This window comes from Alistipes sp. An116, assembly GCF_002161005.1.
Classification (GTDB): domain Bacteria; phylum Bacteroidota; class Bacteroidia; order Bacteroidales; family Rikenellaceae; genus Alistipes; species Alistipes megaguti.
Genome location: NZ_NFLR01000003.1, coordinates 256,169 through 278,960 on the forward strand (window position 1 = coordinate 256,169; position 22,792 = coordinate 278,960).

18 protein-coding genes are annotated in these 22,792 nt (G+C 61.4%); 7 read left to right on the top strand and 11 right to left on the bottom strand.

Annotated elements, in window-relative coordinates; all coding sequences use genetic code 11:
* Nucleotides 1-84: 84 nt before the first annotated feature.
* Entirely contained in the window at nucleotides 85-456 is a 372-nt protein-coding gene (locus B5E60_RS03485) for a BlaI/MecI/CopY family transcriptional regulator (protein WP_087309490.1), read from the top strand.
* Nucleotides 453-2,513, top strand: coding sequence for a M56 family metallopeptidase (locus B5E60_RS03490; protein WP_087309491.1), 2,061 nt, complete (start codon nucleotides 453-455; stop codon nucleotides 2,511-2,513). Before B5E60_RS03485 ends, B5E60_RS03490 begins: the two co-directional genes overlap by 4 nt.
* Nucleotides 2,514-2,602: 89 nt before the next feature.
* Here the strand turns inward: B5E60_RS03490 and B5E60_RS03495 are convergent, their stop codons facing one another.
* From B5E60_RS03495 to B5E60_RS03520, 6 genes are all read right to left on the bottom strand, one after another.
* Nucleotides 2,603-4,456, bottom strand: a complete 1,854-nt coding sequence (locus B5E60_RS03495; RefSeq protein WP_239403203.1) for a POTRA domain-containing protein — start codon at nucleotides 4,454-4,456, stop codon at nucleotides 2,603-2,605.
* A gap of 320 nt (nucleotides 4,457-4,776) precedes the next feature.
* Nucleotides 4,777-5,157 carry a TraR/DksA family transcriptional regulator gene (locus tag B5E60_RS03500; RefSeq protein WP_087309492.1) on the bottom strand — a complete coding sequence of 127 codons (381 nt, stop codon included), beginning with the start codon at nucleotides 5,155-5,157 and terminating at the stop codon, nucleotides 4,777-4,779.
* A gap of 83 nt (nucleotides 5,158-5,240) precedes the next feature.
* Nucleotides 5,241-8,726 carry an isoleucine--tRNA ligase gene (ileS, locus tag B5E60_RS03505; protein WP_087309493.1) on the bottom strand — a complete coding sequence of 1,162 codons (3,486 nt, stop codon included), beginning with the start codon at nucleotides 8,724-8,726 and terminating at the stop codon, nucleotides 5,241-5,243.
* Nucleotides 8,727-8,900: 174 nt separating this feature from the next.
* Complete coding sequence (locus B5E60_RS03510) at nucleotides 8,901-10,730, bottom strand: ABC transporter ATP-binding protein (RefSeq protein ID WP_087309494.1); 1,830 nt, start codon at nucleotides 10,728-10,730, stop codon at nucleotides 8,901-8,903.
* Between the two features lie 260 nt (nucleotides 10,731-10,990).
* A complete protein-coding gene (gene rnhA, locus B5E60_RS03515) occupies nucleotides 10,991-11,449 on the bottom strand; it encodes a ribonuclease HI (RefSeq protein ID WP_087309495.1) in 459 nt (152 codons plus the stop codon).
* Nucleotides 11,450-11,664: 215 nt separating this feature from the next.
* The gene (locus B5E60_RS03520; protein ID WP_087309496.1) at nucleotides 11,665-14,292 is read right to left on the bottom strand and encodes a valine--tRNA ligase; all 2,628 of its coding nucleotides are present in this window, start codon (nucleotides 14,290-14,292) and stop codon (nucleotides 11,665-11,667) included.
* A 115-nt stretch (nucleotides 14,293-14,407) separates the two neighbouring features.
* Here B5E60_RS03520 and lon point away from each other — a divergent pair, with 115 nt between their 5' ends.
* From lon to B5E60_RS03545, 5 genes are read left to right on the top strand one after another with little or no spacing between them, the layout of a single operon-like run.
* Entirely contained in the window at nucleotides 14,408-16,873 is a 2,466-nt protein-coding gene (gene lon, locus B5E60_RS03525) for an endopeptidase La (protein WP_087309497.1), read from the top strand.
* A gap of 12 nt (nucleotides 16,874-16,885) precedes the next feature.
* Entirely contained in the window at nucleotides 16,886-17,269 is a 384-nt protein-coding gene (locus B5E60_RS03530) for an MmcQ/YjbR family DNA-binding protein (RefSeq protein WP_087309498.1), read from the top strand.
* 10 nt (nucleotides 17,270-17,279) lie between these two features.
* On the top strand, nucleotides 17,280-18,044 hold the full coding sequence (gene kdsB / locus B5E60_RS03535) for a 3-deoxy-manno-octulosonate cytidylyltransferase (RefSeq protein WP_087309499.1): 765 nt from the start codon (nucleotides 17,280-17,282) through the stop codon (nucleotides 18,042-18,044).
* A gap of 4 nt (nucleotides 18,045-18,048) precedes the next feature.
* Complete coding sequence (gene kdsA / locus B5E60_RS03540) at nucleotides 18,049-18,795, top strand: 3-deoxy-8-phosphooctulonate synthase (protein WP_087309500.1); 747 nt, start codon at nucleotides 18,049-18,051, stop codon at nucleotides 18,793-18,795.
* Between the two features lie 8 nt (nucleotides 18,796-18,803).
* Nucleotides 18,804-19,769 carry a KpsF/GutQ family sugar-phosphate isomerase gene (locus B5E60_RS03545; RefSeq protein WP_087309524.1) on the top strand — a complete coding sequence of 322 codons (966 nt, stop codon included), beginning with the start codon at nucleotides 18,804-18,806 and terminating at the stop codon, nucleotides 19,767-19,769.
* 91 nt (nucleotides 19,770-19,860) lie between these two features.
* Here B5E60_RS03545 and B5E60_RS03550 read toward each other — a convergent pair whose 3' ends face one another.
* From B5E60_RS03550 to B5E60_RS03570, 5 genes are all read right to left on the bottom strand, one after another.
* Nucleotides 19,861-20,061, bottom strand: a complete 201-nt coding sequence (locus tag B5E60_RS03550; RefSeq protein WP_087309501.1) for a helix-turn-helix transcriptional regulator — start codon at nucleotides 20,059-20,061, stop codon at nucleotides 19,861-19,863.
* Nucleotides 20,051-20,497: a hypothetical protein gene (locus B5E60_RS03555; RefSeq protein WP_087309502.1), complete on the bottom strand. Its 447-nt coding sequence runs from the start codon at nucleotides 20,495-20,497 to the stop codon at nucleotides 20,051-20,053. The genes B5E60_RS03550 and B5E60_RS03555 overlap by 11 nt, the downstream gene beginning before the upstream one ends.
* 206 nt (nucleotides 20,498-20,703) lie before the next feature.
* Nucleotides 20,704-21,729 carry a threonine aldolase family protein gene (locus tag B5E60_RS03560; protein ID WP_087309503.1) on the bottom strand — a complete coding sequence of 342 codons (1,026 nt, stop codon included), beginning with the start codon at nucleotides 21,727-21,729 and terminating at the stop codon, nucleotides 20,704-20,706.
* Nucleotides 21,730-21,754: 25 nt separating this feature from the next.
* Complete coding sequence (locus tag B5E60_RS03565; protein WP_087309504.1) at nucleotides 21,755-22,090, bottom strand: PAS sensor protein; 336 nt, start codon at nucleotides 22,088-22,090, stop codon at nucleotides 21,755-21,757.
* A gap of 247 nt (nucleotides 22,091-22,337) precedes the next feature.
* Nucleotides 22,338-22,792, bottom strand: a 455-nt coding sequence (locus B5E60_RS03570) for a CBS domain-containing protein (RefSeq protein WP_143260644.1), incomplete at its 5' end; no start/stop codon positions are given.

Below are 22,792 nucleotides of genomic sequence, written 5' to 3' on the forward strand. Positions count from 1 at the left end.
TGTGAATGTTTTTTAGTTACCTTTGTGACGAGGGCGGAACGGAATCGCCCGCCAACGAAACGAAGGATTGAAAAAACAACGACCATGGAACGCTTGACACGACGTGAAGAGGAGCTGATGCACTGCTTCTGGGCCCACGGGCCGCTTTTCGTCCGGGAGCTGGTCGAACTGGCCCCCGAACCCAAACCGCACTTCAATACCTTGTCGACGATGGTCCGCGCCCTGGAGGCGAAGGGCTACGTCGGCCACCGGACATTCGGCAACACCTATCAGTATTACCCGCAGGTGAGCGAAGCGGAGTTTTCGCGTCGCACGTTGGGTGGCGTGATCGACCGCTATTTCGGCCGTTCGTACCTGGGGGCCGTTTCGGCGCTGGTCGAGGAGGAGAAGATCTCGGTCGAGGAGCTGCGCGAACTGATCGACCGCATCGAACGACAAAATCCGAAACAGCCATGAGCTACGCACTTCTGATCTACAGCCTCAAGGCCGGGGCGTGTCTGGCGGTATTCTACCTCTTTTTCCGGCTGCTGCTGAGCCGCGAGACTTTCCACGCTTTCAACCGTCTCGTTCTGTTGGGCGGAGTGGCCGTATCGTTTCTGCTGCCGTTGTGCGTGATCACCGTATGGCGGGAGTTGCCGCCGCTGCCGGCCGATTGGCTCACCGGGACGCTCCCCGCAGCGGAGACTCCGCAGACGCCTGGGGCGTTTGACTGGCGGAAGCTGTCGGGTGGGATTTATGCCGCCGGAGTTGTCGTAACCCTGTTGCGGATTTTGTGGTCGCTGGCTGCCGTGCGTCGGCTGATCCGTCGGGGACGCTGCGAACGACTCGATGACGGTACGATTCTCGTCCATGTGACGGAGGGCATGACACCCTTCAGCTGGGGGCATTGGGTGGTTGTTTCGGAGGAGGATCTGACCGGAGACGGCGCTGCGATCCTGGCCCACGAACGGGCCCATGTGCGTCTGCACCACACGGCAGACCTGCTTCTGATCGACCTGGCCGGCTGTCTGCAGTGGTTCAATCCGGCCGTCTGGCTGCTGCGGCGCGAACTGCGCACGATCCACGAATACGAAGCCGACGAAGCCGTGCTCCGCAGCGGAGTTGATCTGCGGAGCTACCAGCTGCTGCTGGTCCGCAGGGCTGCCGGCGGAAGAGAACTCCCGATTGCCAACCATTTCAACCCCAGTAAACTTAAAAAACGTATTGCCATGATGTTGCAAAAGAGATCGTCGCGGCGGGCTCGGGCACGCATACTGCTGCTCCTGCCGCTTGTGGGTCTGGCATTGGGAGCCTTTGCCCGGACCCGTTATGTCATTCCGGATGAAAAAGAGACGAAAGAAGTCCGGACAGTCCGCATCGAAGGGTCGCGGATCTCAACCTCGGGGATCGAGGGACATCCGCTGATTCTGGTCGATGGCGAGCGCGTCGGTTCACTCGACTCGATCCGTCCCGGGCAGATTGCTTCGGTGACCGTCCGCAAGGACTCGCTGGCCCGGGCGACCTATGGTGAGGAGGCCCGTGACGGCGTGATCCTCGTCACGCTCCGCAAGTCCGGCAAAGAGGCTACGGGAGCTGCGGTCGACAGTCTTGCCGGCGCCCATACGTGGATAGAGAGCTCGTCCGACGGCACGACACGCCGGATCACGCTTTCGGGATCGCCGTCGACCCTCTCCGGCTCGACCTCCGCATCCGAAGGCCAACCGACGGTTCTCGTCGACGGCAAACCCTTCCACGGGGATCTCAACACCCTCTCGCCGGATCGGATTGCTCGCATAACGGTCTACAAGGGGGCGAACGTTCCGGAGGAGTATCGCCAGTACGTCGGCACCGGGACTCAGGACCTGATCGTCATCGAGATCAAATCCTCGGAGCCGTACAGCTTCGACGACAGCTACTTCCGGAGTGATGTCTGGAAACGGGCGCAGAAGCGGTTGTCCGACCTGGAGAACTACTTCGAGAGCGATGCCTGGCAGGAGGCGCAGAAGCGTCTCTCCGAACTGGACGCGGATGACGCGGAGTGGAAGGAGGTGCAGAAGCGTCTCTCCGAACTGGACGCGGATGACGCGGAGTGGAAGGAGGTCCAGAAACGCCTCTCCGAGCTCGGAACCTATTTCCAGAGTGACGAGTGGCAGGAGGCGCAGCGCAGATTGCGTCAACTTCCCGATCGGATGCTGCCTCCTTCGGAGAGCGCTGCTCCCGGGACGGAGCCCGATCCCCGGGTTTCGTACAATACGATTGTCGGCGGTCGTGGCGGCATGGTGGTTACGGGGCCGGAGGTGATGTCGAAGAGCCGTACCGAAGAGGGCCGTTCGGTCTCGATTGCCCGCGGTCGTGTGACGGCCGACTTCTCGGAGATCGACGAGGCGGATTACCGCATCGAGATCGACGGCCGTCCTGCTACGATGGCCGATCTCGAAAGAATCGAACCCGGCAAGATCCGGCGTGTGGAGTCGACCTCGCCGGATGCGGCTTCCAACCGGAAGGGCCTTTTGCGGGTGCGGACCCGCAAGTGACGGTTGCCCGGAGAAACAAGGAGGGGGCGGAGAGATCCGTTCCCCTCGTTTTTTTGCGGACGGATGCGATGCGAAGACTCCTGCCGCCTCTACTCGAATTCCACGATTTCGGGGCGTGTCGGACGGTAGCGGTAGGGTTCGACGCGGGTATAGTTCGAGAGACGGACATATTCGCTGTCGACGGGACCGTTTTTGCCGAAGGCGATTCCCAACCGGATCTGGATCGTGTTGAAGACGAGCCGCTCGTTTCGCAGACGCACTCCGAGACCGAACGACGTGTAGAACTCGTTCTTGAAGATGTTGGGCGAATAGCCGAGCAGGCCGAAATCGGCAAATCCGAAGAAGGCGATGCGGAATCCGAGGGGCTGATAGGGGGAGAAGAGGACGGTTTCGGTGTTGAGGATCATGCGGTTGGTGCCGATGGCGTATTCATTGAGCGCCTGCAGCCCGTTCATGCGGGTGAACCGGATGCTTTCGTCGCTACCCTCCCAGCGGTTCCATCCCTGGGTGTAGTTGAACGCGAGGAACTGCCGGATCCGGCTGCGGCGCAGAAGAAAGAGGTTCGAGAACCAGCGCAGGTCGATATCGACGGCGCTGCGCTGCCACATGCCGTTGCCCGGTTCGATGTAACTGCCGAGCGTGGCGCCGCCCATGACGTAACCCAGGGAACAGAAGCCTCCAGCTTCGAAACTCAGTCCCAGATAGGCGTCGTCGCTGAACTCTCCCCAGGAGTATCCCGCCACGGCCTCGGCCTTGAATCCGGCGGCAAGGTACTCGCGGCTTCCGAATCCGTAGATCATGTTGGCGGTATAGAAGTTCTCGCGGTAGAGTCCCAGTCCGACCAGCAGCGCATCCTGATCGTGAAGGGCCGGATTGTAGCGGGGACCGACCTCGGGACGTCGGCTGACGCGGTTGTAGTTGTAGCGTCCGGTGATGTAGATGCTCGCGTTGATTCGTCGCAGGAAGTGCGAATATCCGCCCCAGGCATCGAGGTTTCGCTCCTTGACGAGCAGCGAGGTGTCCTGCTCGATCATGTAGCGTTTGTCCTTGATGTCGTTGTATGTCAGACCGATTTCGTAGTCCGTGGGACGGATGAACTCCTTGCGGATCCCCAGGTCGAGGGTCGAACTGTAGAAACTGCGCCCGGCATTGAATGCGGCCGTGTAGAAGCTCCCCAGCACGTTGGGGATCTCGTACTCGACCATGTTGCCGCCGTAGGAGAAGTCCTGGCGGTTGAAGTTGGTGATGAACTTGAGTTTGTTTCCCGTTCCGAGGATGTTGGCGTCGGACAGGGCAACCATCGTGCGGCCTTCGGAGTGAAGGGCGCCGTCGGCCGTGATGGTCCAGGCGTCGCGGGTGCGGATGACGAGGTTTACGCAGGTGGTGTCGAGAGAATCGGGCCGTACGTCGATATCGATATCCGAGACGTAGTCGCGCGAACGGATCAACTGTTTGGTGCGGACAATGGTCTGCGGGTCGAATTCATCCCCGGGTTCGAAGAGCAGGTCGCGGCGGATGACCTGTTCGCGGGTGATCATGTGCAGTTTGTTGCCGGTGCGCTCCAGCCAGTTTCCGTTTTCGTCGAAGGGTTCCTGACGGCTGATCTCGATTCCGGAGATGGTCTTGCCGGCGAAGGGCATCAGTGCGCGGGTTTCATCGAGGAACTGTCCGTTTTCGGTCGTGTCGAGTACGGGCTTGACGAAGAGCAGGTAGTAGAGCATGCGCGGAACGGCGCGGCGGCTGGTTTTCGATTCGATGCTGTCGTACAAGCGTTTATTTCGGGCCCGGGCTTTGGAATTTCGGATTCGGGCGCTGTCGGGGGTGAATCGTTCCGGGGTGTGTCTGTCCGGCCCGGCAACAGGGGTTGCCGGGTGTGCGGAGGCCAGCAGCCCCGCCAAGGCCAGAATCAGGACCAGGATGGATATGCGCAACCCGAGGAACATGTTTCAAAGATAACGTAAAAATCCCGGAAAACGTATTCGAAAAGCCTTGGAGAGGGCTTGTCGGATAGAAAAAAGGTCCACCCCGATATGGGTGAACCTTTTTTCCGGTATTGCCGGTGCGGTTGTCGGGCGGGTAGCGGATTTTTACCCTCTTGCCGTTTAGAGCGGATTGGTTTTCGGAACCTTGCTTCTCGGCCCTTGCTTCTCGGCCCTTGCTTCTCGGATCCTTGCTTCTCGGCCCTTGCTTCTCGGATCCTTGCTTCTCGGCCCTTGCTCCTTGGCCCCTTGCTCCTTGGCCCCCCCCCCTCTGCGGCCCCGGGTTATTTGCGGCGCTCCTTGGCTTCGATGCATTCGGTGGCGTGGGGCACCTTCATCAGCCGCTCCTTGGGAATCAGCTTGCCGGTGGTTTTGCAGATTCCGTAGGTTTTGTTCTCGATGCGCACGAGGGCCATTTCGAGATTGCGGATGAATTTCATCTGGTGAGCCGCCAGTCGGCCACTCTCCTCCTTGGAGAGGGTTGTAGCGCCTTCTTCCAGCACCTTGAAGGTCGGCGACGTATCTTCGGTGTCGTTGTCGGCCGTGTGGGTAATCGTGGCGCGCAGCAGTTCGTAATCCGCACGCGCGTTCTCAAGCTTTTTCAGAATAAGCTGCTTGAACTCTTCGAGTTCGGCATCGCTGTATCGGGTTTTTTCGTCTGCCATAAGTCAGTCCTCCCTATTTGGTTTTATGTAAAATTAAACAAAAAATCCGATATCACCAAATTTTCCCGATTACAGATGGACTTTTATATCCTCGAAACGGCAATCTGCAGCGGCTCGTCGTCAATGTCGGAATTGACCACTGCGGCACCCTGGGGATGCGGAGCGGTGCGGACCTCGACGGCAAGGGTCTGCGAGGCGATGTAGTCGGCATAGTGGGCGATGGCATCGGCCACGAGGGGCTTCTGCTCGATCTCGACGCGGATCTTGTCGGTGACCTCGAATCCGGAATCCTTGCGGATGTTCTGGATGCGGTTGATCAATTCGCGTGCCACACCCTCGGCGCGGAGTTCGTCCGTGAGGGTGATGTCGAGGGCCACGGTGAGCTTGCCTTCCGAGGCGACGAGCCATCCGGGCATATCCTCCGAGGTGATCTCGAAGTCGGCGGGCGTGACGGTGATCTTCTCGCCGCCGACCTCCAGCGTCGATTCGGGTGCAGCCTCGATGGCGGCGATCTGCTCCTGCGAGAATCCGGCCACCAGCGCGGCGATCTGCTTCATCTGCTTGCCGTAGCGCGGGCCGAGGGTCTTGAAGTTGGGCTTGATGCGCTTGGTGATGATGCCGGTGGTCTTCTCGATGAGTTCGATCTCCTTGACGTTGACCTCGCTCATGATGAGGTTCTTCACGGCGGCGATGTGCTCGGCCATCGAGGGGTCGAGTACCGGGATGAGGATCTTCATCAGCGGCTGGCGCACCTTGATCGAGACCTTGCGGCGCAGGGCCAGCACCATCGACGAGACGCGCTGAGCGAGATCCATCATCTGCTCGAGCCGGCGGTCGATGAGCTTCTCGTCGGCCTTGGGGAAGGTCGACAGGTGGACCGACTCATCGGTGTGGCGGCCGCTGACGGCATTCAGGTCGCAGAAGATGCGGTCCATGATGAACGGTGCGAAGGGTGCCGAGAGCATCGCGACGGTCTCCAGACAGGTGTAGAGCGTCTGGTAGGCGGCGAGTTTGTCCTCGGTCATACCGCCGCCCCAGAAGCGCTTGCGGTTCAGACGCACGTACCAGTTGGAGAGGTTCTCGCCGACGAACTCCTGAATGGCGCGGGCCGCAGGCGTCGGGTCGTAGTTTTCCAGCGAGTCGGTTACGTTCTTGACCAGCGTATTGAGCAGCGAGATGATCCAGCGGTCGATCTCGGGGCGCTTCTCCATCGGCACCTCGGGCTCCTTGCCCGTGAAGCCGTCGATGTTGGCGTAGAGGGCGAAGAACGAGTAGGTGTTGTAGAGCGTGCCGAAGAACTTGCGGCGCACCTCGTCGACGCCGTCGCGGTCGAACTTCAGGTTGTCCCACGGCTGCGAGTTGGAGATCATGTACCAGCGGGTGGCGTCGGCTCCGTAGGTGTCCAGCACGTCGAACGGATCGACGGCATTGCCCAGCCGTTTCGACATCTTGTTGCCGTTCTTGTCGAGCACCAGACCGTTCGAGATGATGTTCCTGAAGGCCACCGAGTCGAAGAGCATCGAGGCGATGGCGTGCAGCGTGAAGAACCAGCCGCGGGTCTGGTCGACACCCTCGGCGATGAAGTCGGCGGGGTAGACCTTGTTGAAGTCCTCCTTGTGCTCGAACGGGTAGTGGACCTGGGCGTAGGGCATGGCTCCCGAATCGAACCAGACATCGATCAGGTCGGGCTCGCGGCGCATCGGTTCGCCCTTCGACGAGACCAGAATGATCGAATCGACATAGGGACGGTGCAGGTCGATGTTCCTGGTCGAGTAGTTCTCCTTCGACATGTCGCCGACCTTGAAATTCTTGTAGGGGTTTTCCTTCATCACGCCGGCGGCGATCGCTTTGTCGATCTCCTGCATCAGCTCCTCGACCGAACCGATGCACTTCAGCTCCGAACGGTCTTCGGTGGCCCAGATCGGGAGCGGCGTACCCCAGAAGCGCGAACGCGAGAGGTTCCAGTCGTTGAGGTTCTCGAGCCACTTGCCGAAGCGTCCCGTACCGGTCGACTCGGGCTTCCAGCGGATCGTACGGTTCAGCTCGATCATGCGCTCCTTGCAGGCCGTCGTGCGGATGAACCACGAGTCGAGCGGGTAGTAGAGCACGGGTTTGTCCGTCCGCCAGCAGTGGGGGTAGTTGTGGACGTGCTTCTCGATCTTGAAGGCCTGGCCGGCGGTCTTCATCTTCATGCAGATGTAGATGTCCAGCGACTCGGCAGCCTGGGCGGCCTTCTCGTCGTACTTGCCGTCGACGGTGAACTGCGGGTCGTAGGCATTCTTGACCCAGCGGCCCTCGTACTCCTTGTAGACCTCGACGTTGACGCACTCACGGACGAAACGCTCGTCCAGCTCGTCGAGCAGGTAGAATTTTCCGGTGAGGTCGACCATCGGGCGTGTTTCGCCCTTTTTGTTGATCATGAAGAGCGAGGGGATTCCGGCTGCGCGGGCCACGAAGGCGTCGTCGGCACCGAACGTCGGGGCGATGTGGACGATACCCGTACCGTCCTCCGTGGTGACGTAGTCGCCCGAGATGACGCGGAAGGCCTTCTGTGAGGCATCGCGCCAGTTGCCCTCCTCATCCAGCTCGACGGGTTTGACCCAGGGCAGCAGCTGCTCGTAGTGCATGCCGACCAGTTCGGGGCCCTTCCACTCGCCGACCACCTCGTAGGGAACGAGCTTGTCGCCGGGTTTGTAGGCGTCGAGGGCCAGCCCTTCGGCCTTCTTGTTGAAGTGGGCGTTCAGCAGCGCCTTGGCCACCACGGCCGTCATCTTCTCGCCGGTGTAGGGGTTGTAGCTGCGCACGGCGACGTAGTCGATCTTCGGGCCGACACAGAGGGCCGTGTTCGAGGGCAGGGTCCACGGCGTGGTGGTCCAGGCCAGGAAGACGGGCGTACCCCAGCCCTCCATTTCGGGCTTCGGGTCGCGGATGCGGAACTGGGCCACGACGGTCGTATCCTTGACGTCGCGGTAGCAGCCGGGTTGGTTCAGCTCGTGGGTCGAAAGACCGGTCCCGGCGGCGGGCGAGTAGGGCTGAATGGTGTATCCCTTGTAGAGGAGCCCCTTGTTGTAGAGCTGCTTCAGCAGCCACCACAGCGACTCGATGTACTTGTTGTCGTAGGTGATGTAGGGGTCGTCCATGTTGACCCAGTAGCCCATCTTGCGGGTGAGGTTCTCCCACACGCCGGTGAACTCCATGACGGCCTCGCGGCACGTGCGGTTGTACTCCTCGATGGAGATCTTCTTGCCGATATCCTCCTTGGTGATTCCGAGTTTCTTCTCGACGCCCAGTTCGACGGGCAGACCGTGGGTGTCCCAACCGGCCTTGCGGTGAACGAGATATCCCTGCTGGGTTTTGTAGCGGCAGAATACGTCCTTGATGGTGCGGGCCATGACGTGGTGGATGCCGGGCATTCCGTTGGCCGAGGGGGGACCTTCGTAGAAGACGAATGTCGGGTGACCCTCGCGGGTTTCGATGCTTTTGTGGAACGTGTCGTGGGCATCCCACTCGCCGAGCACGTCGGCGGCTGTGGCGGCCAGGTCGAGGCCTTTATACTCCTTGAATTTCATATCGGCAGGTAAAAAATATCGTTTCGGTTTTGACAACTGGCAAAGATAGTAAAAAGATTGGAAAACACCGCAATTCCGGTCCGATTCCTCGCATCGGATCGCCCGTGGACGAAAAATCCGGACCGCTCCGCACGAGGGAGCCGGTCCGGATGGGGTTTTGCGGTCGGGGGGGGGTCAGTCGAACGACTGCATCTCGATGAGTTTGGCGTAGATGCCGTTTCGGGCCATCAGTTCGGCATGGGTTCCCTGTTCGGCGATGCGGCCGTGGTCGATGACGATGATCTTGTCGGCGTTGTGGATCGTCGAGAGGCGGTGGGCGATGACCACCGACGTACGTCCCACGAGCAGGTTGTTCAGGGCATCCTGGACGAGTTTTTCGCTCTCGGTGTCGAGGGCCGAGGTGGCCTCGTCGAGGATCAGGATGTCGGGGTTCTTCAGCACGGCGCGGGCGATCGAGAGACGCTGACGCTGACCGCCGGAGAGTTTCACGCCGCGGTCGCCGATGTTGGTGTCGTAGCCCTGGGGGCATTCACGGATGAAGTCGTCGGCATTGGCCACGCGGGCGGCTTCGGCCACCTCTTCGGGCGTGGCTCCGGGGCGTCCCATGGCGATGTTGTGCTCGATGGTGTCGTTGAAGAGGACCGTATCCTGGGCCACGACGCTCATGTGGGCGCGGATGCTCTCCTGCGAGTAGTCGCGCAGCGAGATGCCGTCGATCAGGATGTCGCCCGAGGTGGGGTCGTAGAAGCGGGGCAGCAGTTCGCTGAGGGTTGATTTCCCGCCGCCTGAAGGGCCCACGAGGGCGACGGTCTCTCCGTGGCGGATCTCGAACGAGATGCCGTCGATCACCTCGCGCGAACCGTCGTAGGAGAAGTGTACGTTGCGGAACTCGATCCGGTCCTTCAGACCGGTGAACTCCCTGGCGTCGGGTTTGTCCTGGATTTCGGGGCGGGTGTCGATGATCGAGAAGATGCGTTCACCGGCGGCAATACCCTGGTTGATGTTGGCGAACTGGTCGATGAAGGTTCTTACCGGGCGGGTGATCTGCGAGAAGATGGCCACGAAGGCGATGAATCCTCCGGGGTCGAGCGATCCGGCCGAGACCAACGCGCCTCCGAAGACGAGAATCACGCCGACGGCCGTGATGCCGAGAAATTCGCTCATCGGCGAGGCCAGTTGCTGACGGCGGGCCATCGAGAGGGTCAGCCGGGCGAGGTCTTCGCTGATGGCGTAGTATTTCTGCTTGATGTATTCGGTGGCGTTGTAGCTCTTGATGACCTTGATGCCGGAGAGCGACTCGTCGAGCGTGGCGACCATTTCGCCCATGCGCTGCTGGTTGGTGCGGGCCGGGTGGCGGAGTTTCTTGACGATGTTTCCGATGAGCAGGGCGACCACCGGCAGGAAGAGCACCGAGAAGACGGCCAGCTTCCACGAGATGGCGATCATCATGACGATGTACCCGATGATCAGGAAGGGTTCGCGGAAGGAGACCTGCAGGGTGTTGGTGATGCAGAACTGGACGACGCTGACATCGGAGGTGATCTTCGAGATGATGTCGCCCTTGCGCTGGTCGGAGAAGTAGCCGACGTTCATGTCCATGACGCGGGAGAACATCTCGTTTCGCATCTTCTGGAGCGTGCGGGTGCGCATGTTCTCCATGGTCCAGGCCCCGAGGTAGCGGAAGAGGTTGCTCAGGAAGCTGATGATGATGGCGACGATGGCCAGCAGCAGCAGGACATTCTGGCGGTCATACTCCTGGAAGAGGTGCGAGTAGGTGAAGTTGAAGAGCGTGGTGAGGTACTCCTGGTTGAACTCCACGGGGGGAAGCTTTTCCACATACTCGAACGAGTAGTTCACATCGAACATGGTGTTCAGGATCGGGATGATCAGCATGAACGTCAGCGAGTTGAACAGTGCGTAGAAGACCGAGTAGAAGAAGTATGGAAACGCGTATTTCTTGATCGGGCGGGCGAAGCCCATCAGCCGCAGGTAAGTTTTGAACATTCCGACGTGTTTGGAGGTTACGCAATTTCACGCCGCAGGGATGGAGCCGGTGACCGCAGGGGTCTCCGGCCGCACGAAGCGGAACGGGCCATACCGGGCGGGAAACAATTTCCTGCAAATATAAGCATAATTGCCCGAAAAGCGAAAAAAGCCTGCAAAATCTGGCAATTGTCCCGAAGAATCGGCGAATACTGTCTTTTCGGAGGGAAGTCCGGGGCCTTCGGCGCGGAGGGACAGAGGCCTCGGAGGGCGGAGTTTTCTCACTCGGGGATGTATCCCGTATCCTCGGCCCAGCGGGTGCGGTCGTTGGCGGCGGACACGGCCAGTTGGTCGCAGCGGTTGTTCTCGACCGTTTCGGCGTGGCCCTTGACCCAGACGAAACGGACCCTGTGCCGGTTGTAGATGCGCAGGAAGCGCATCCAGAGGTCGGGATTCTTCTTGCCGGCAAAGCCCTTGCGGGCCCAGCCGAAGACCCAGCCCTTGGTGACGGCGTCGACGACATACTTCGAGTCGGAGTAGATCACCACCTCCGAGCCCTCGAACTTGAGCGTCTCGAGGGCGACGCAGACCCCCATGAGCTCCATGCGGTTGTTGGTCGTGAGGCGGAAACCCTGCGAGAGTTCCTTGCGGTGGGGGCCCGAGAGGAGGACGACGCCGTAGCCTCCGGGGCCGGGGTTTCCGAGGGACGAACCGTCGGTGTAGATGGTGATGGATGGCATCTTGCGGATGGTGGTTTTGCGGTTTGTATGATCCGTTTGCGGAACCCGTTTGCGACAAGCCCCCGCCACATGACGGGCGGGGGGTTGTACGGGATATGCATTTTTGTAAAGCGGGGCGGGTTTTTCAGGCTCGGGTGCGACCGGATATTGTCGGTTCCCGGCCGGCAGCCCTTGGAAACACACCTGCCGGCCCCCCCCCTCCTCTCTTCAGACGGCTATTTCAGGGCGGCCAGCTGCTCCTTGAGAGCGGCGATCTTGGCCTCGGCATCGGCCTGCTTGGCGCGCTCGTTGGCCACGACCTTCTCGGGGGCCGACTGCACGAAGCGTTCGTTCGAGAGTTTCTTCATCACTGAGGCGAGGAAGCCTTCGTAGTAGGTCAGATCGTCCGAGAGCTTCTTGATTGCGGCGGCGGTGTCGATCTTGCCGGCCAGCGGCACGAAGTACTGCGTCGTCTTGACCAGGAAGGCGGCCGCTGCGGGATCCTTCTCCGTGACGGCCTCGATCGACGAGAGGTTGGCCATCTTCCGGATGACGGGGGCGAACTCGGCGGGGTAGTTCTCGTCGACGATGACGTGCAGGGCCAAGGTCTCCTTCTGCGGGAGGTTCTTCTGGTTGCGGATGTTGCGCACCGAGGAGACGATCTCCTTCACCAGTTCGAAGCGGGCGAGCATCGCCTCGTCGACCTGGCCGGCCTGGGGCATCGGGGCCACACAGATCGACTCGCCGTCGCGGCGCGGGGCGAGGGCCTGCCAGATCTCCTCCGTGACGAAGGGCATGAAGGGGTGCAGCACGCGCATCAGGGCATCGAAGTATCCCTTCGTGGCCTGGAGCGTGGCGTCGTCGATCGGCTGTCCGAAGGCGGGCTTGACCATCTCGAGGTAGAGGCTCGAGAAGTCGTCCCAGAAGAGGCGGTAGACCTCCTTGAAGGCCTCCGAGATGCGGTACGAGCGGAAATCCTCGTCGATCTGGCGGAGCGAGCGCGAGAGGGCCTCGCCGAACCAGGCGACGGCCAGGCGGTTGTTTTCGCTCTGCGGGGCGGCGGTGTCGACCGACCAGCCGTTGACCAGCCGGTAGGCGTTCCAGATCTTGTTGCCGAAGTTGCGGCCCTGCTCGCAGAGCGCCTCGTCGAACATGACGTCGTTGCCGGCCGACGAGCTGATGAGCATGGCCATGCGGACGCCGTCGGCGCCGTACCGGGCGATCAGGTCGAGCGGATCGGGCGAGTTGCCGAGCTGCTTGGACATTTTGCGGCCGATCTTGTCGCGGACGATACCCGTGAAGTAGACGTTGGCGAAGGGCTTTTCGTGGCGGTACTCATATCCGGCCATGATCATGCGGGCGACCCAGAAGAAGATGATGTCGGGACCTGTGACCAGATCGTTGGTGGGGTAGTAGTATTCGATTTCGGGGTTGTGGGGGTTGCGGATTCCGTCGAAGACCGAGATGGGCCAGAGCCACGACGAGAACCAGGTGTCCAGCACATCCTCGTCCTGGCGCAGGTCCGCGAGCTGCAGCGAGGCGTCGCCGCTCTTGGTGCGGGCCTTTTCGAGGGCCTCTTCGGGGGTCGGGGCGACGACGAAGCCGCCCTTGGGCAGATACCACGCCGGGATGCGCTGACCCCACCACAACTGACGCGAGATGCACCAGTCCTTGATGTTCTCCATCCAGTAGCGGTAGGTGTTCTTGTACTTTTCGGGGACGAAGCGGATCTCGTCCTCCATGACGGCCTTCGTGGCGGGCTCGGCCAGCTCCTTCATCGAGAGGAACCACTGCATCGAGAGTTTCGGTTCGATGGCCACGCCCGTACGCTCCGAGTAGCCGACGTTGTTCGTGTAGGCCTCGACCTTCTCGAGCAGGCCGGCCTCGTCGAGGTCCTTCTCGATCTGGCGGCGGACGTCGAAACGGTCCATGCCGACATACATGCCGACCTTGTCGTTGATCGTGCCGTCGTCGTTGAAGATGTCGATGGTCTCCAGGCCGTATTTCTCGCCCAGCATGTAGTCGTTCACGTCGTGGGCCGGGGTGACCTTCAGGGCGCCCGTACCGAACTCGATGTCGACGTACGTGTCGCGGATGACGGGGATCGAGCGGCCGACGAGCGGCACGATGACGCGGGCGTCGGCGGGCAGATCCTGATAACGCGGGTCATCGGGGTTGACGCAGAGGGCCGTATCGCCGAGGATGGTTTCGGGACGGGTCGTGGCGACGACGATGACGCGGTCGGAACCTTCAACACGGTAGCGCAGGTAGTAGAGCTTTCCGTGCGACTCCTTGAAGACGACCTCCTCGTCCGAGAGGGCGGTCTGTGCGGCGGGGTCCCAGTTGACCATGCGCACGCCGCGGTAGATCTTGCCCTTGTCGTAGAGGTCGCAGAAGACGCGCAGGACGCCTTCGGTGCGGATGTCGTCCATCGTGAAGCAGGTGCGGTCCCAGTCGCACGAGGCGCCGAGCTTGCGCAGCTGTTGAAGGATCACGCCGCCGTACTTCTCCTTCCACTCCCAGGCGTATTTGAGGAACTCCTCACGCGTGAGCGAGGACTTCTCGATGCCCTTTTCGCGGAGCATGGCGACGACCTTTGCCTCGGTGGCGATCGAGGCGTGGTCCATGCCGGGGACCCAGCATGCGTTCTTGCCCGACATGCGGGCGCGGCGCACCAGCACGTCCTGCAGCGTGTTGTTGAGCATGTGGCCCATGTGGAGCATGCCGGTGACGTTGGGGGGCGGGATGACGATCGTATAGGGTTGGCGCTGGTCGGGTTCCGAATGGAAGAGCTTGTGGTTGATCCAGTAGTCGTACCATTTGGCCTCGATCTGCTGGGGTGCGTATTTGTCAGCGATTTGCATGGCTGGTAGATAATTAAACGTTGTTTCCGAGGGGGCAAAGTTATCAACAATCTGTCAAAGATGAAATAAATTCTGCGAAAAAACGTTACCTTTGCGCATTGTATATAGGAAAAATATGAGCAAAAAAGATAAGATCGAAACTGTAGAAGTGGACGACGTGAACCTCGTCCCCGAGCTTCTCGACGGCAAACACCGCGTGATCCCCATCGTGACGGGCGGTGACGAACCGGTCGAGGAGGTCGAAGTCCCGGAGATTCTTCCGATTCTTACGCTGCGTTCGTCGGTGCTCTTTCCGGGCGCCATCACCCCCATTACGGTCGGGCGAGACAAGAGCATCTCGCTGGTCCGCGCGGTGAATGCCGAGGGCGGGCTGCTGGGAGCCGTGCTGCAGCGCGAGAGCGAGGTGGAGGACCCCTCGCCGGACGACATGTACAAGGTCGGCACGGCAGCCCGGATCATCAAGATCCTGGAGATGCCCAACGGCAACCTGACGGTGATCCTGAATGGTCTGGAGAAGATCGAAATCACGGAATATGTCGCCACGGAGCCCTATTTCAAGGCCCGCGTGGTGGCGCTGCGCGATTCGACGCCCGATCTGAAGAGCATCGAGTTCGAAGCCCTCGTGGACTCGATCCGCGACGTGGCGCTGGGAATCATCAACATCTCGCCGTCGATGCCCAAGGAGGCGGCCTTCGCCATCAAGAACATCGACTCGAAACGCGGCTTCATCAACTTCATCTGCTCGAACATGGAGCTCACGGACGAGGACCGGCAGTCGCTGCTCGAAGCCCCCGGCCTGCTGGCCCGTGCGCGCAAGCTGCTCGAGATCCTGATCCGCGAACAGCAGCTTGCCGAGTTGAAGAACCAGATCCAGGAGCGCGTCAAGCAGGAGATCGACAAGCAGCAGCGCGACTACTACCTGCAGCAGCAGATGCGCACGATCCAGGACGAACTGGGCGACGGCCCCGATGCCGACATCGAAAAGATGCGCGAGGAGGCCAGGAAGAAGAACTGGCCGAAGGAGGTCGGCGAGACCTTCGAGAAGGAGTTGCAGAAGGTCGAGCGGCTGAACCCCGCCGTGGCGGAGTATTCGGTGCAGATGACCTACCTGCAGCTGTTGCTGGAGCTGCCTTGGAACGACGTGACGAAGGACAACCTCGACCTGAAGCAGGCCCGCGAACAGCTGGACCACGACCACTTTGGACTGGACGAGGTCAAGGAGCGTATTTTGGAACACCTGGCCGTCATCAAGCTGAAGGGCGACCTGAAGTCCCCGATCCTCTGCCTGTACGGACCTCCGGGCGTGGGCAAAACCTCGCTGGGCAAGTCGGTGGCCACGGCCCTGGGCCGCAAGTTCGGCCGTATCTCGCTGGGCGGACTGCACGACGAGTCGGAGATCCGCGGACACCGCCGTACCTACATCGGCGCCATGCCGGGCCGGATCATCCAGACGATCAAGCGGTGCGGTTCGTCCAATCCGGTGATCATCCTCGACGAGGTGGACAAGGTGACGGTCTCGAACCACGGCGACCCCTCGAGCGCGCTGCTCGAGGTGCTCGACCCGGAGCAGAACACCACCTTCCACGACAACTACATCGACATGGAGTACGACCTCTCGAAGGTGCTCTTCGTCGCCACGGCCAACAACGTGGGCAGCATCGCCCCGGCGCTGCGTGACCGTATGGAGATGATCAACATTCCGGGCTACCTGATCGAGGAGAAGGTGCGCATCGCCCAGGATCACCTGCTGCCGAAGCTGCGCGAGGCCCACGGCATCAAGCCCGACGAGCTGACGATGAGCGACGCGGTGATCGAACAGGTCATCTCGGACTATACGCGTGAGGCGGGCGTCCGCTCGCTGGACAAGCATCTGGCCAAGATCGCCCGGGCACGTGCCAAGCAGATCGCCTTCGACGAGGAGCCCCGGCCGGAGATCACGGCCGAGGATGTCGAGAAGATCCTCGGCATGCCGAAGTTCCTGCGCGAGGAGTACGAGGTGGGCGGCATGACGGGTGTCGTGACGGGTCTGGCATGGACCGAAGTGGGCGGTGACATCCTTTACATCGAGTCGTGCCTGACGCCCGGCAAGGGGCGCATCAGCCTGACGGGCAACCTGGGCGACGTGATGAAGGAGTCGGCGACGATTGCCCACGAGTGGGTGATGGCCCACTACAAGGAGTTGGGCATCGACCCGAAGATGTTCGAGACGAACGACATCAACATCCACGTTCCGGAGGGTGCGATCCCGAAGGACGGCCCCTCGGCGGGCATCACGATGGTCACCTCGATCGTCTCGACCTACACGGGCCGCAAGGTGAAGGAGCGGATCGCCATGACGGGCGAGACGACCCTCCGCGGACGGGTGATGCCCGTGGGCGGCGTCAGGGAGAAGATTCTGGCGGCCAAGCGGGCCGGCATCACGGAGCTGATCCTTTCGGACGAAAACCGCAAGGACATCGCCGAGATCAAGCCCGAATACGTCGAGGGTCTGACGTTCCACTACGTGCGCACGAACGACGAGGTGCTGGCGCTGGCACTGGAGCCGAAGCCGGCCTCCGACGCAACGACCGTTAAGGAGTAAATATCCGGGGAAATGAATATCGAGGATTTCCGTCGCTATTGTCTGTCGCTGCCGGGCGTGCATGACGACTTCGCCTTCGGGAAGGCCACCTCCGAATACGACCGCAATCTGCTGGTCTTTTACGTGGTGGACAAGTGGTTCTGCTTTGTGAATGCCGAAGCGTTCGACTTCTGTACGATCCGCTGTGCTCCGGAGGAGATTCCCGTGCTGATCGATCGCTACGAGGGGATCACCCCGGGTTGGCACATGGACAAGCACCACTGGATCAGCGTTCGTTTCGACGGGGATATTCCGGCGGAGGAGATTCTCGACCTGGTAAAAAAATCGTACGGGCTTGCGAAGGCGAAACTGACGGCGCGTCAGCGCCGCGGGCTCGAGGCGGATGCAACCGAATAGCAGTGAAGGTATGAAATTCATCGCAATCATTCCGGCGCGCTACGCGTCGACGCGCTTCCCGGCCAAGCCGCTGGCCCGGCTGGGGGGCAAACCCGTCATCCAGCGGGTCTACGAACAGGTGGCCGGCGTGCTGGACGACGCCGTGGTGGCTACGGACGACGAGCGGATCTGCGAGGCCGTGCGGTCGTTCGGCGGACGGGTCGAGATGACCTCGACGGCGCACCGCAGCGGCACGGACCGCTGCTGGGAGGCCTACTGCAAACAGGGCCGGACGTACGACGTGGTGGTCAACGTGCAGGGCGACGAACCCTTCATTCGCCGCGAACAGCTCGAGGCGGTGAAGCGCTGCTTCGACGACCCCTCGACCGACATCGCCACGCTGGTGAAGCCCTTTGCGGAGTCCGACGGCCTGGAGGCGCTGGAGAATCCCAACTCGCCGAAGGTGGTGCTCGACGCGCAGTCGCGGGCGCTGTACTTTTCGCGGTCGGTGATCCCCTACCTGCGCAACGTTCCGCGCGAGGAGTGGCTCTCGCGGCATACCTTCTACAAGCACATCGGCCTCTATGCCTTCCGCACGGAGGTGCTGCGTGCGGTGACCGCGCTGCCGCAGTCGCCGCTCGAGCTGGCCGAATCGCTCGAACAGCTGCGCTGGCTGGAGAACGGCTATAAAATAGGTGTGGGCATCACGCCGGTCGAGACCGTGGGAATCGACACGCCGGAGGATCTGGTGCGCGCCGAGGAGTTTTTGAAACAACACCCCGAATTCAACCGATAACGTTATGATACTGATTGCCGGACCCTGCGTCATCGAATCCGCCGAACTGCTGGACACGGTGGCCGAACGCCTCGTGGCCATCAACCGCCGCCTGGGCACGCAGATCCTCTTCAAGGCCTCGTTCGACAAGGCCAACCGCACGTCGATAGCCTCGTTCCGGGGCCCGGGTCTCGAGAAGGGGCTTCGGATGCTTGCCGACGTGCGCGCGAAGTGGGGGTTGAAGCTCCTTACGGATATCCACGAGTCGTGGCAGGCCGCGCCGGTGGGCGAGGTGGTGGACGTGATCCAGATCCCGGCCTTCCTGTGCCGGCAGACCGACCTGGTGGTGGCCGCCGCGAAGACCGGACGCACCGTGAACATCAAGAAGGCGCAGTTCCTTTCGGGGGCCGACATGCGCTATCCCTACGAGAAGGCGCTCGATGCAGGGGCCCGCGAAGTGTGGCTCACCGAACGCGGCAATTCGTTCGGCTACAACAACCTGGTGGTCGATTTCCGCAATATCCCGGACATGCTGCAGATCGCGCCGACGGTGATCATGGACTGTACCCACTCGGTGCAGCGTCCCGGTGCGGCGGGGGGCAAGACGGGCGGCAACCGCGAATTCGTTCCGGCGATGGCCCGGGCCGCGAAGGCCTTCGGCGCTACGGGTTACTTCTTCGAGGTGCACCCCGATCCGGACCGGGGTCTGAGCGATGCGGCCAACATGCTGCGGCTCGATGATCTGGAACCTTTGATCGAAACTCTGCTTTGAGCAACAATATGACCGATACAGCAAAAGAGCAAATTCTGGAGGTGGCCCGCAAGGCGGTGCATACCGAGATGTTGACGCTCCGGCATCTGGAGGAGTCGCTGGACGACTCGTTTGTCGAGGCCGTGGAGATGATTCTTTCGAGTCACGGCAAGTGCATCGTGACGGGTATGGGCAAATCGGGCCTTGTGGGGCGCAAGATCGCCGCGACGCTCGCCTCGACCGGCACGCCGAGCTTCTTCCTCCACCCGGGCGAGGCCTTCCACGGTGACTTGGGCATGATCTCGAAGGAGGATATCATCCTGGCACTCTCCTATTCGGGCGAGACGGACGAGATTCTGAAGATCGTCCCCTTCATCCACTCGAACGGCAACCGCCTGATCTCGATGACGGGTAACCCCGACTCGGCGCTGGCCAAGAATTCGGACGTGCACCTGAACGTGCGGGTCCAGAAAGAGGCCTGCATCCTGCACCTGGCCCCCACGTCGTCTACGACGGCACAGATCGCCATGGGCGATGCGCTGGCCGTCTCGCTGATGCAGCTGCGGGGCTTCACGAGCGTCGATTTCGCACGCCTGCATCCGGGCGGCAGCCTGGGACGGCGCCTGCTGATGACCGTGGGCAACGTCATGCGCGACCACGACCTGCCGGTGGTGGCTCCCGACTGCCCGGCCACGGAGATGATCCACGCCATCTCGAAGGGCGGGCTGGGGCTGATCGTCATCTGCGAGGGCGACCGCATCGAGGGCATCGTCACGGATGGTGACGTGCGCCGGGCCATGGAACGGCTGCGGGGTGAGTTCTTCAATATCAAGGCAAAAGATATCGCCACGCCGCACCCGAAGACGATTGCTCCGACCGAGAAGCTGATCGAAGCCGAGAAGATGATGACGCGCAACAAGGTGACCTCGCTGCTCGTTACGGACGAATCGGGCAAGCTGGTGGGCGTGATCCAGATCTACGACATCAAGCTCTGACCGGGGGCGGTTTTCGCCGTCAGAGGCGGGAGAGACAAAGAGGGTGGCTCGGAGATCCGGGCCTCCCTCTTTTTGGTACGGGTTCGGCGGGTCATTCACCCTCCTCCAACTGGAAGAGCTTCTCGACGGGCTTGCCGAATGTCCGTGCGATTTTCAGCGCCAGCACGGTCGACGGAACGAATCTCCCGGCCTCGATGGCGTTGATCGTCTGACGGCTCACGCCCACGGCCTCGGCCAGTTGTTGCTGGGTCATGCGCACCTCGGCGCGTTCGACCCGGATCCTATTCTTCATGCGCCGCCTCCTTTCCGAGTCGCCAGAGCATCACCCGTTCGATCACGAGGAAGAGCACGGGCAGCAAGAACAGGTTGAAGATCATGAAGTTGATGTAGGCGAAGTCGTAGAGCGCCAGCGCGGAGAGTACGGAGACACCCACGGTGACATAGAGCGCCGCGAGCAGGGCGTTGAGACGGATGCGGGCGATAAGTTCGTCCTCGATGCGTTCGCGCGAGCAGCCGATGAAGAGGACACCGAGCAGGATGCCGATGATGACGATGTTGTTCCAAAGGCGGGTGAAGTCCCGGGCCGGAGCGAATGAGTCGGGCAGCAGGAACGAGGGGAATCCGTTGAATCCGTCGAAAAACATCAGTGCGCCCAGCAGGGCCGTCGGGATGAATAGCACCCATCCGATCCGTTTGAACGCATGGGGCAGCAGCAGGATTTTGTTCATGACTGGTTGTTTTTTGTCGGTTTATGCAGACTGCCGGAGGTGCGCACTTCTCCCGTCTGCTGCTATAAATGTAAAATAAACTTTACAAAATAGCAAGTAAAAGCGACAAAAAAATAAGTGTATCCCGAAAAAATGGGCCGAACCATGCCGCTCCGAACCGGGCCCGCGCTGCTCCGGGTGGGGATGAACCCCTCCCTTCCCGCTGTTCAGAGCCGGGCGATCAGCGCGTCGATCTGCTCGTCGGTGGTGGCCCAGCTGGTGACGAACCTCACGACGGACTCCTCCTTGCCGCGCGGCCCCCATAACTCGAAGGTGGCGTACTGACTGAGCCGGTCGATCTCGCGGTTCGGCAGGACGAAAAACTGCTGGTTGGTCGGCGAGTCGATGTGGAGCCGGTATCCTTTTGCGAGCAGGGCCTCCTTCAGCCGCCGGGCTGTCGAGATGGCCTGCCGGGCAATCCGCAGGTAGAGCTCTTCGGTGAAGAGCGTCTCGAACTGCACTCCCAGCAGTCGACCCTTGGCCAGCAGGGCGCCGTGCTGCTTGACGAGGGTGAAGAAGTGCGGCAGCAGCTCGGGCCGCGTGATGACGACCGCCTCGCCGAAGAGCAGGCCGGTCTTGGTGCCGCCGATGTAGAAGACCTCGCACAGCCGGGCGATGTCGCGGAGCGTGAGGGTATTCTCCTCCGAGGCCAGGGCGTAGCCGAGCCGTGCACCGTCGAGGTAGAGCGGGATCGAGTAGCGTTGGCAGACGGCATGGATCGCCTCCATCTCACTGAGCGTGTAGAGTGTCCCGAATTCGGTCGGGTGCGAGAGGTAGAGCATCCCGGGGGCGACCATATGGGGCCACGTTTCGTCGCGGTAGAATTCCTCGATCCAGCGGTCGACCTCCTCGGCGCGGACCTTGCCTTCGTGCGAGGGGAGCGTCAGGACCTTGTGGCCGGCAGCTTCGATGGCTCCGGCCTCGTGAACGTTGATGTGACCCGATTCGGCGGCCAGCACCCCTTCGTGCCGGCGCAGCAGACCGTCGATGACGGTGGCGTTGGTCTGCGTGCCGCCGACCAGAAAATGAACCTCGGCCTGCGGGGCGCCGCATGCCTGTCGGATGAGTTCGCGGGCCCGCTCCGTATGGGGGTCGCAGCCATATCCGGGAGTCTGTTCGAGGTTGGTCTCCAGCAGGCGGCGCATCACCTCGGGGTGGGTCCCCTCCATGTAGTCGCAATCGAAATGCAGCATCTTCTTCTTACTTTAAGTGTTTTTGTCATGACCGGACGTAGTGGGGCATCTCGTCGGGGAGCTCCATCGAGAACTCCACGAGTCCGCCGATCCGTTCCTCGTCGTACCAGACGGTCTGGTAGATCAGCTTGCGGATGCCCTTTTTCTGAATGGTGTAGACGTTTCGGCCGCCGTCGTCGAGCAGCCGTCGGATGATCTCCCGCGAACGGTCGTTGTGGCAGGGGAGGAGCGAGCGGCCCCTCACGTCGCCGTTGACCTCCACGGAGCGGCGGTTCTGGTAGCAGACCATCCCTTGCGTGTCGCAGAGCGTGACGGCGCAGTCGAGCGCATCGGCCCACGAGGGGCTGTCAAAAGAGATCATGGTATATGGTGTTGGTTTTGGGTTTTCGAGTGTATCGGAGGCGGTGAATGCCACCGGCCGCGGGGCTTCGGCTTTCCGCGTCTCCCCATCCGCCCGACGGGCCTCTTCTCCGTCGGCTCCTTCCGAGCTCCGGCCTTCCGTGTCTACCCATCCGTCCGACGGGCCTCTTCTCCGTCGGCTCCTTCCGAGCTCCGGCCTTCCGTGTCTACCCATCCGCCCGACGGGCTTCTTCTCCGTCGGCTCCTTCCTACTGCTGGATCTTGACCAGCTGTTCGCGGTAGGCGTTCAGGATCCGCGACTTGGAGATGAATCCCAGATAGTGGTTCTGCTTGTCGACGACGGGCAGCATCCAGGTGTGCTTGTCCTCGAACTTCTCCATGACACTCTGAATGGCCTCGTGTTCGAGAATCTTGTCCGGGGGCGGGATCATGTAGTCGGAGATCGGACGGCCGTATTTCTGGGGCTTGAACATGTCCTCACGCAGGTCGTCGAGCTGTACGACGCCCAGCAGGCGTCCGAAGTTGTCGATCACGGGGAAGATGTTGCGCCGGGCCGTGGAGATGATGTGGACGATGTCGCCCAGTGTCATGTTCTCCTTGATGCGCAGGAAATCGGTCTCCATCAGATCCTCCAGCTTCAGGAAGACGAAGACCGACTGGTCCTTGTCGTGGGTCAGCAGTTCGCCCTTCTTGCGCAGCTGCT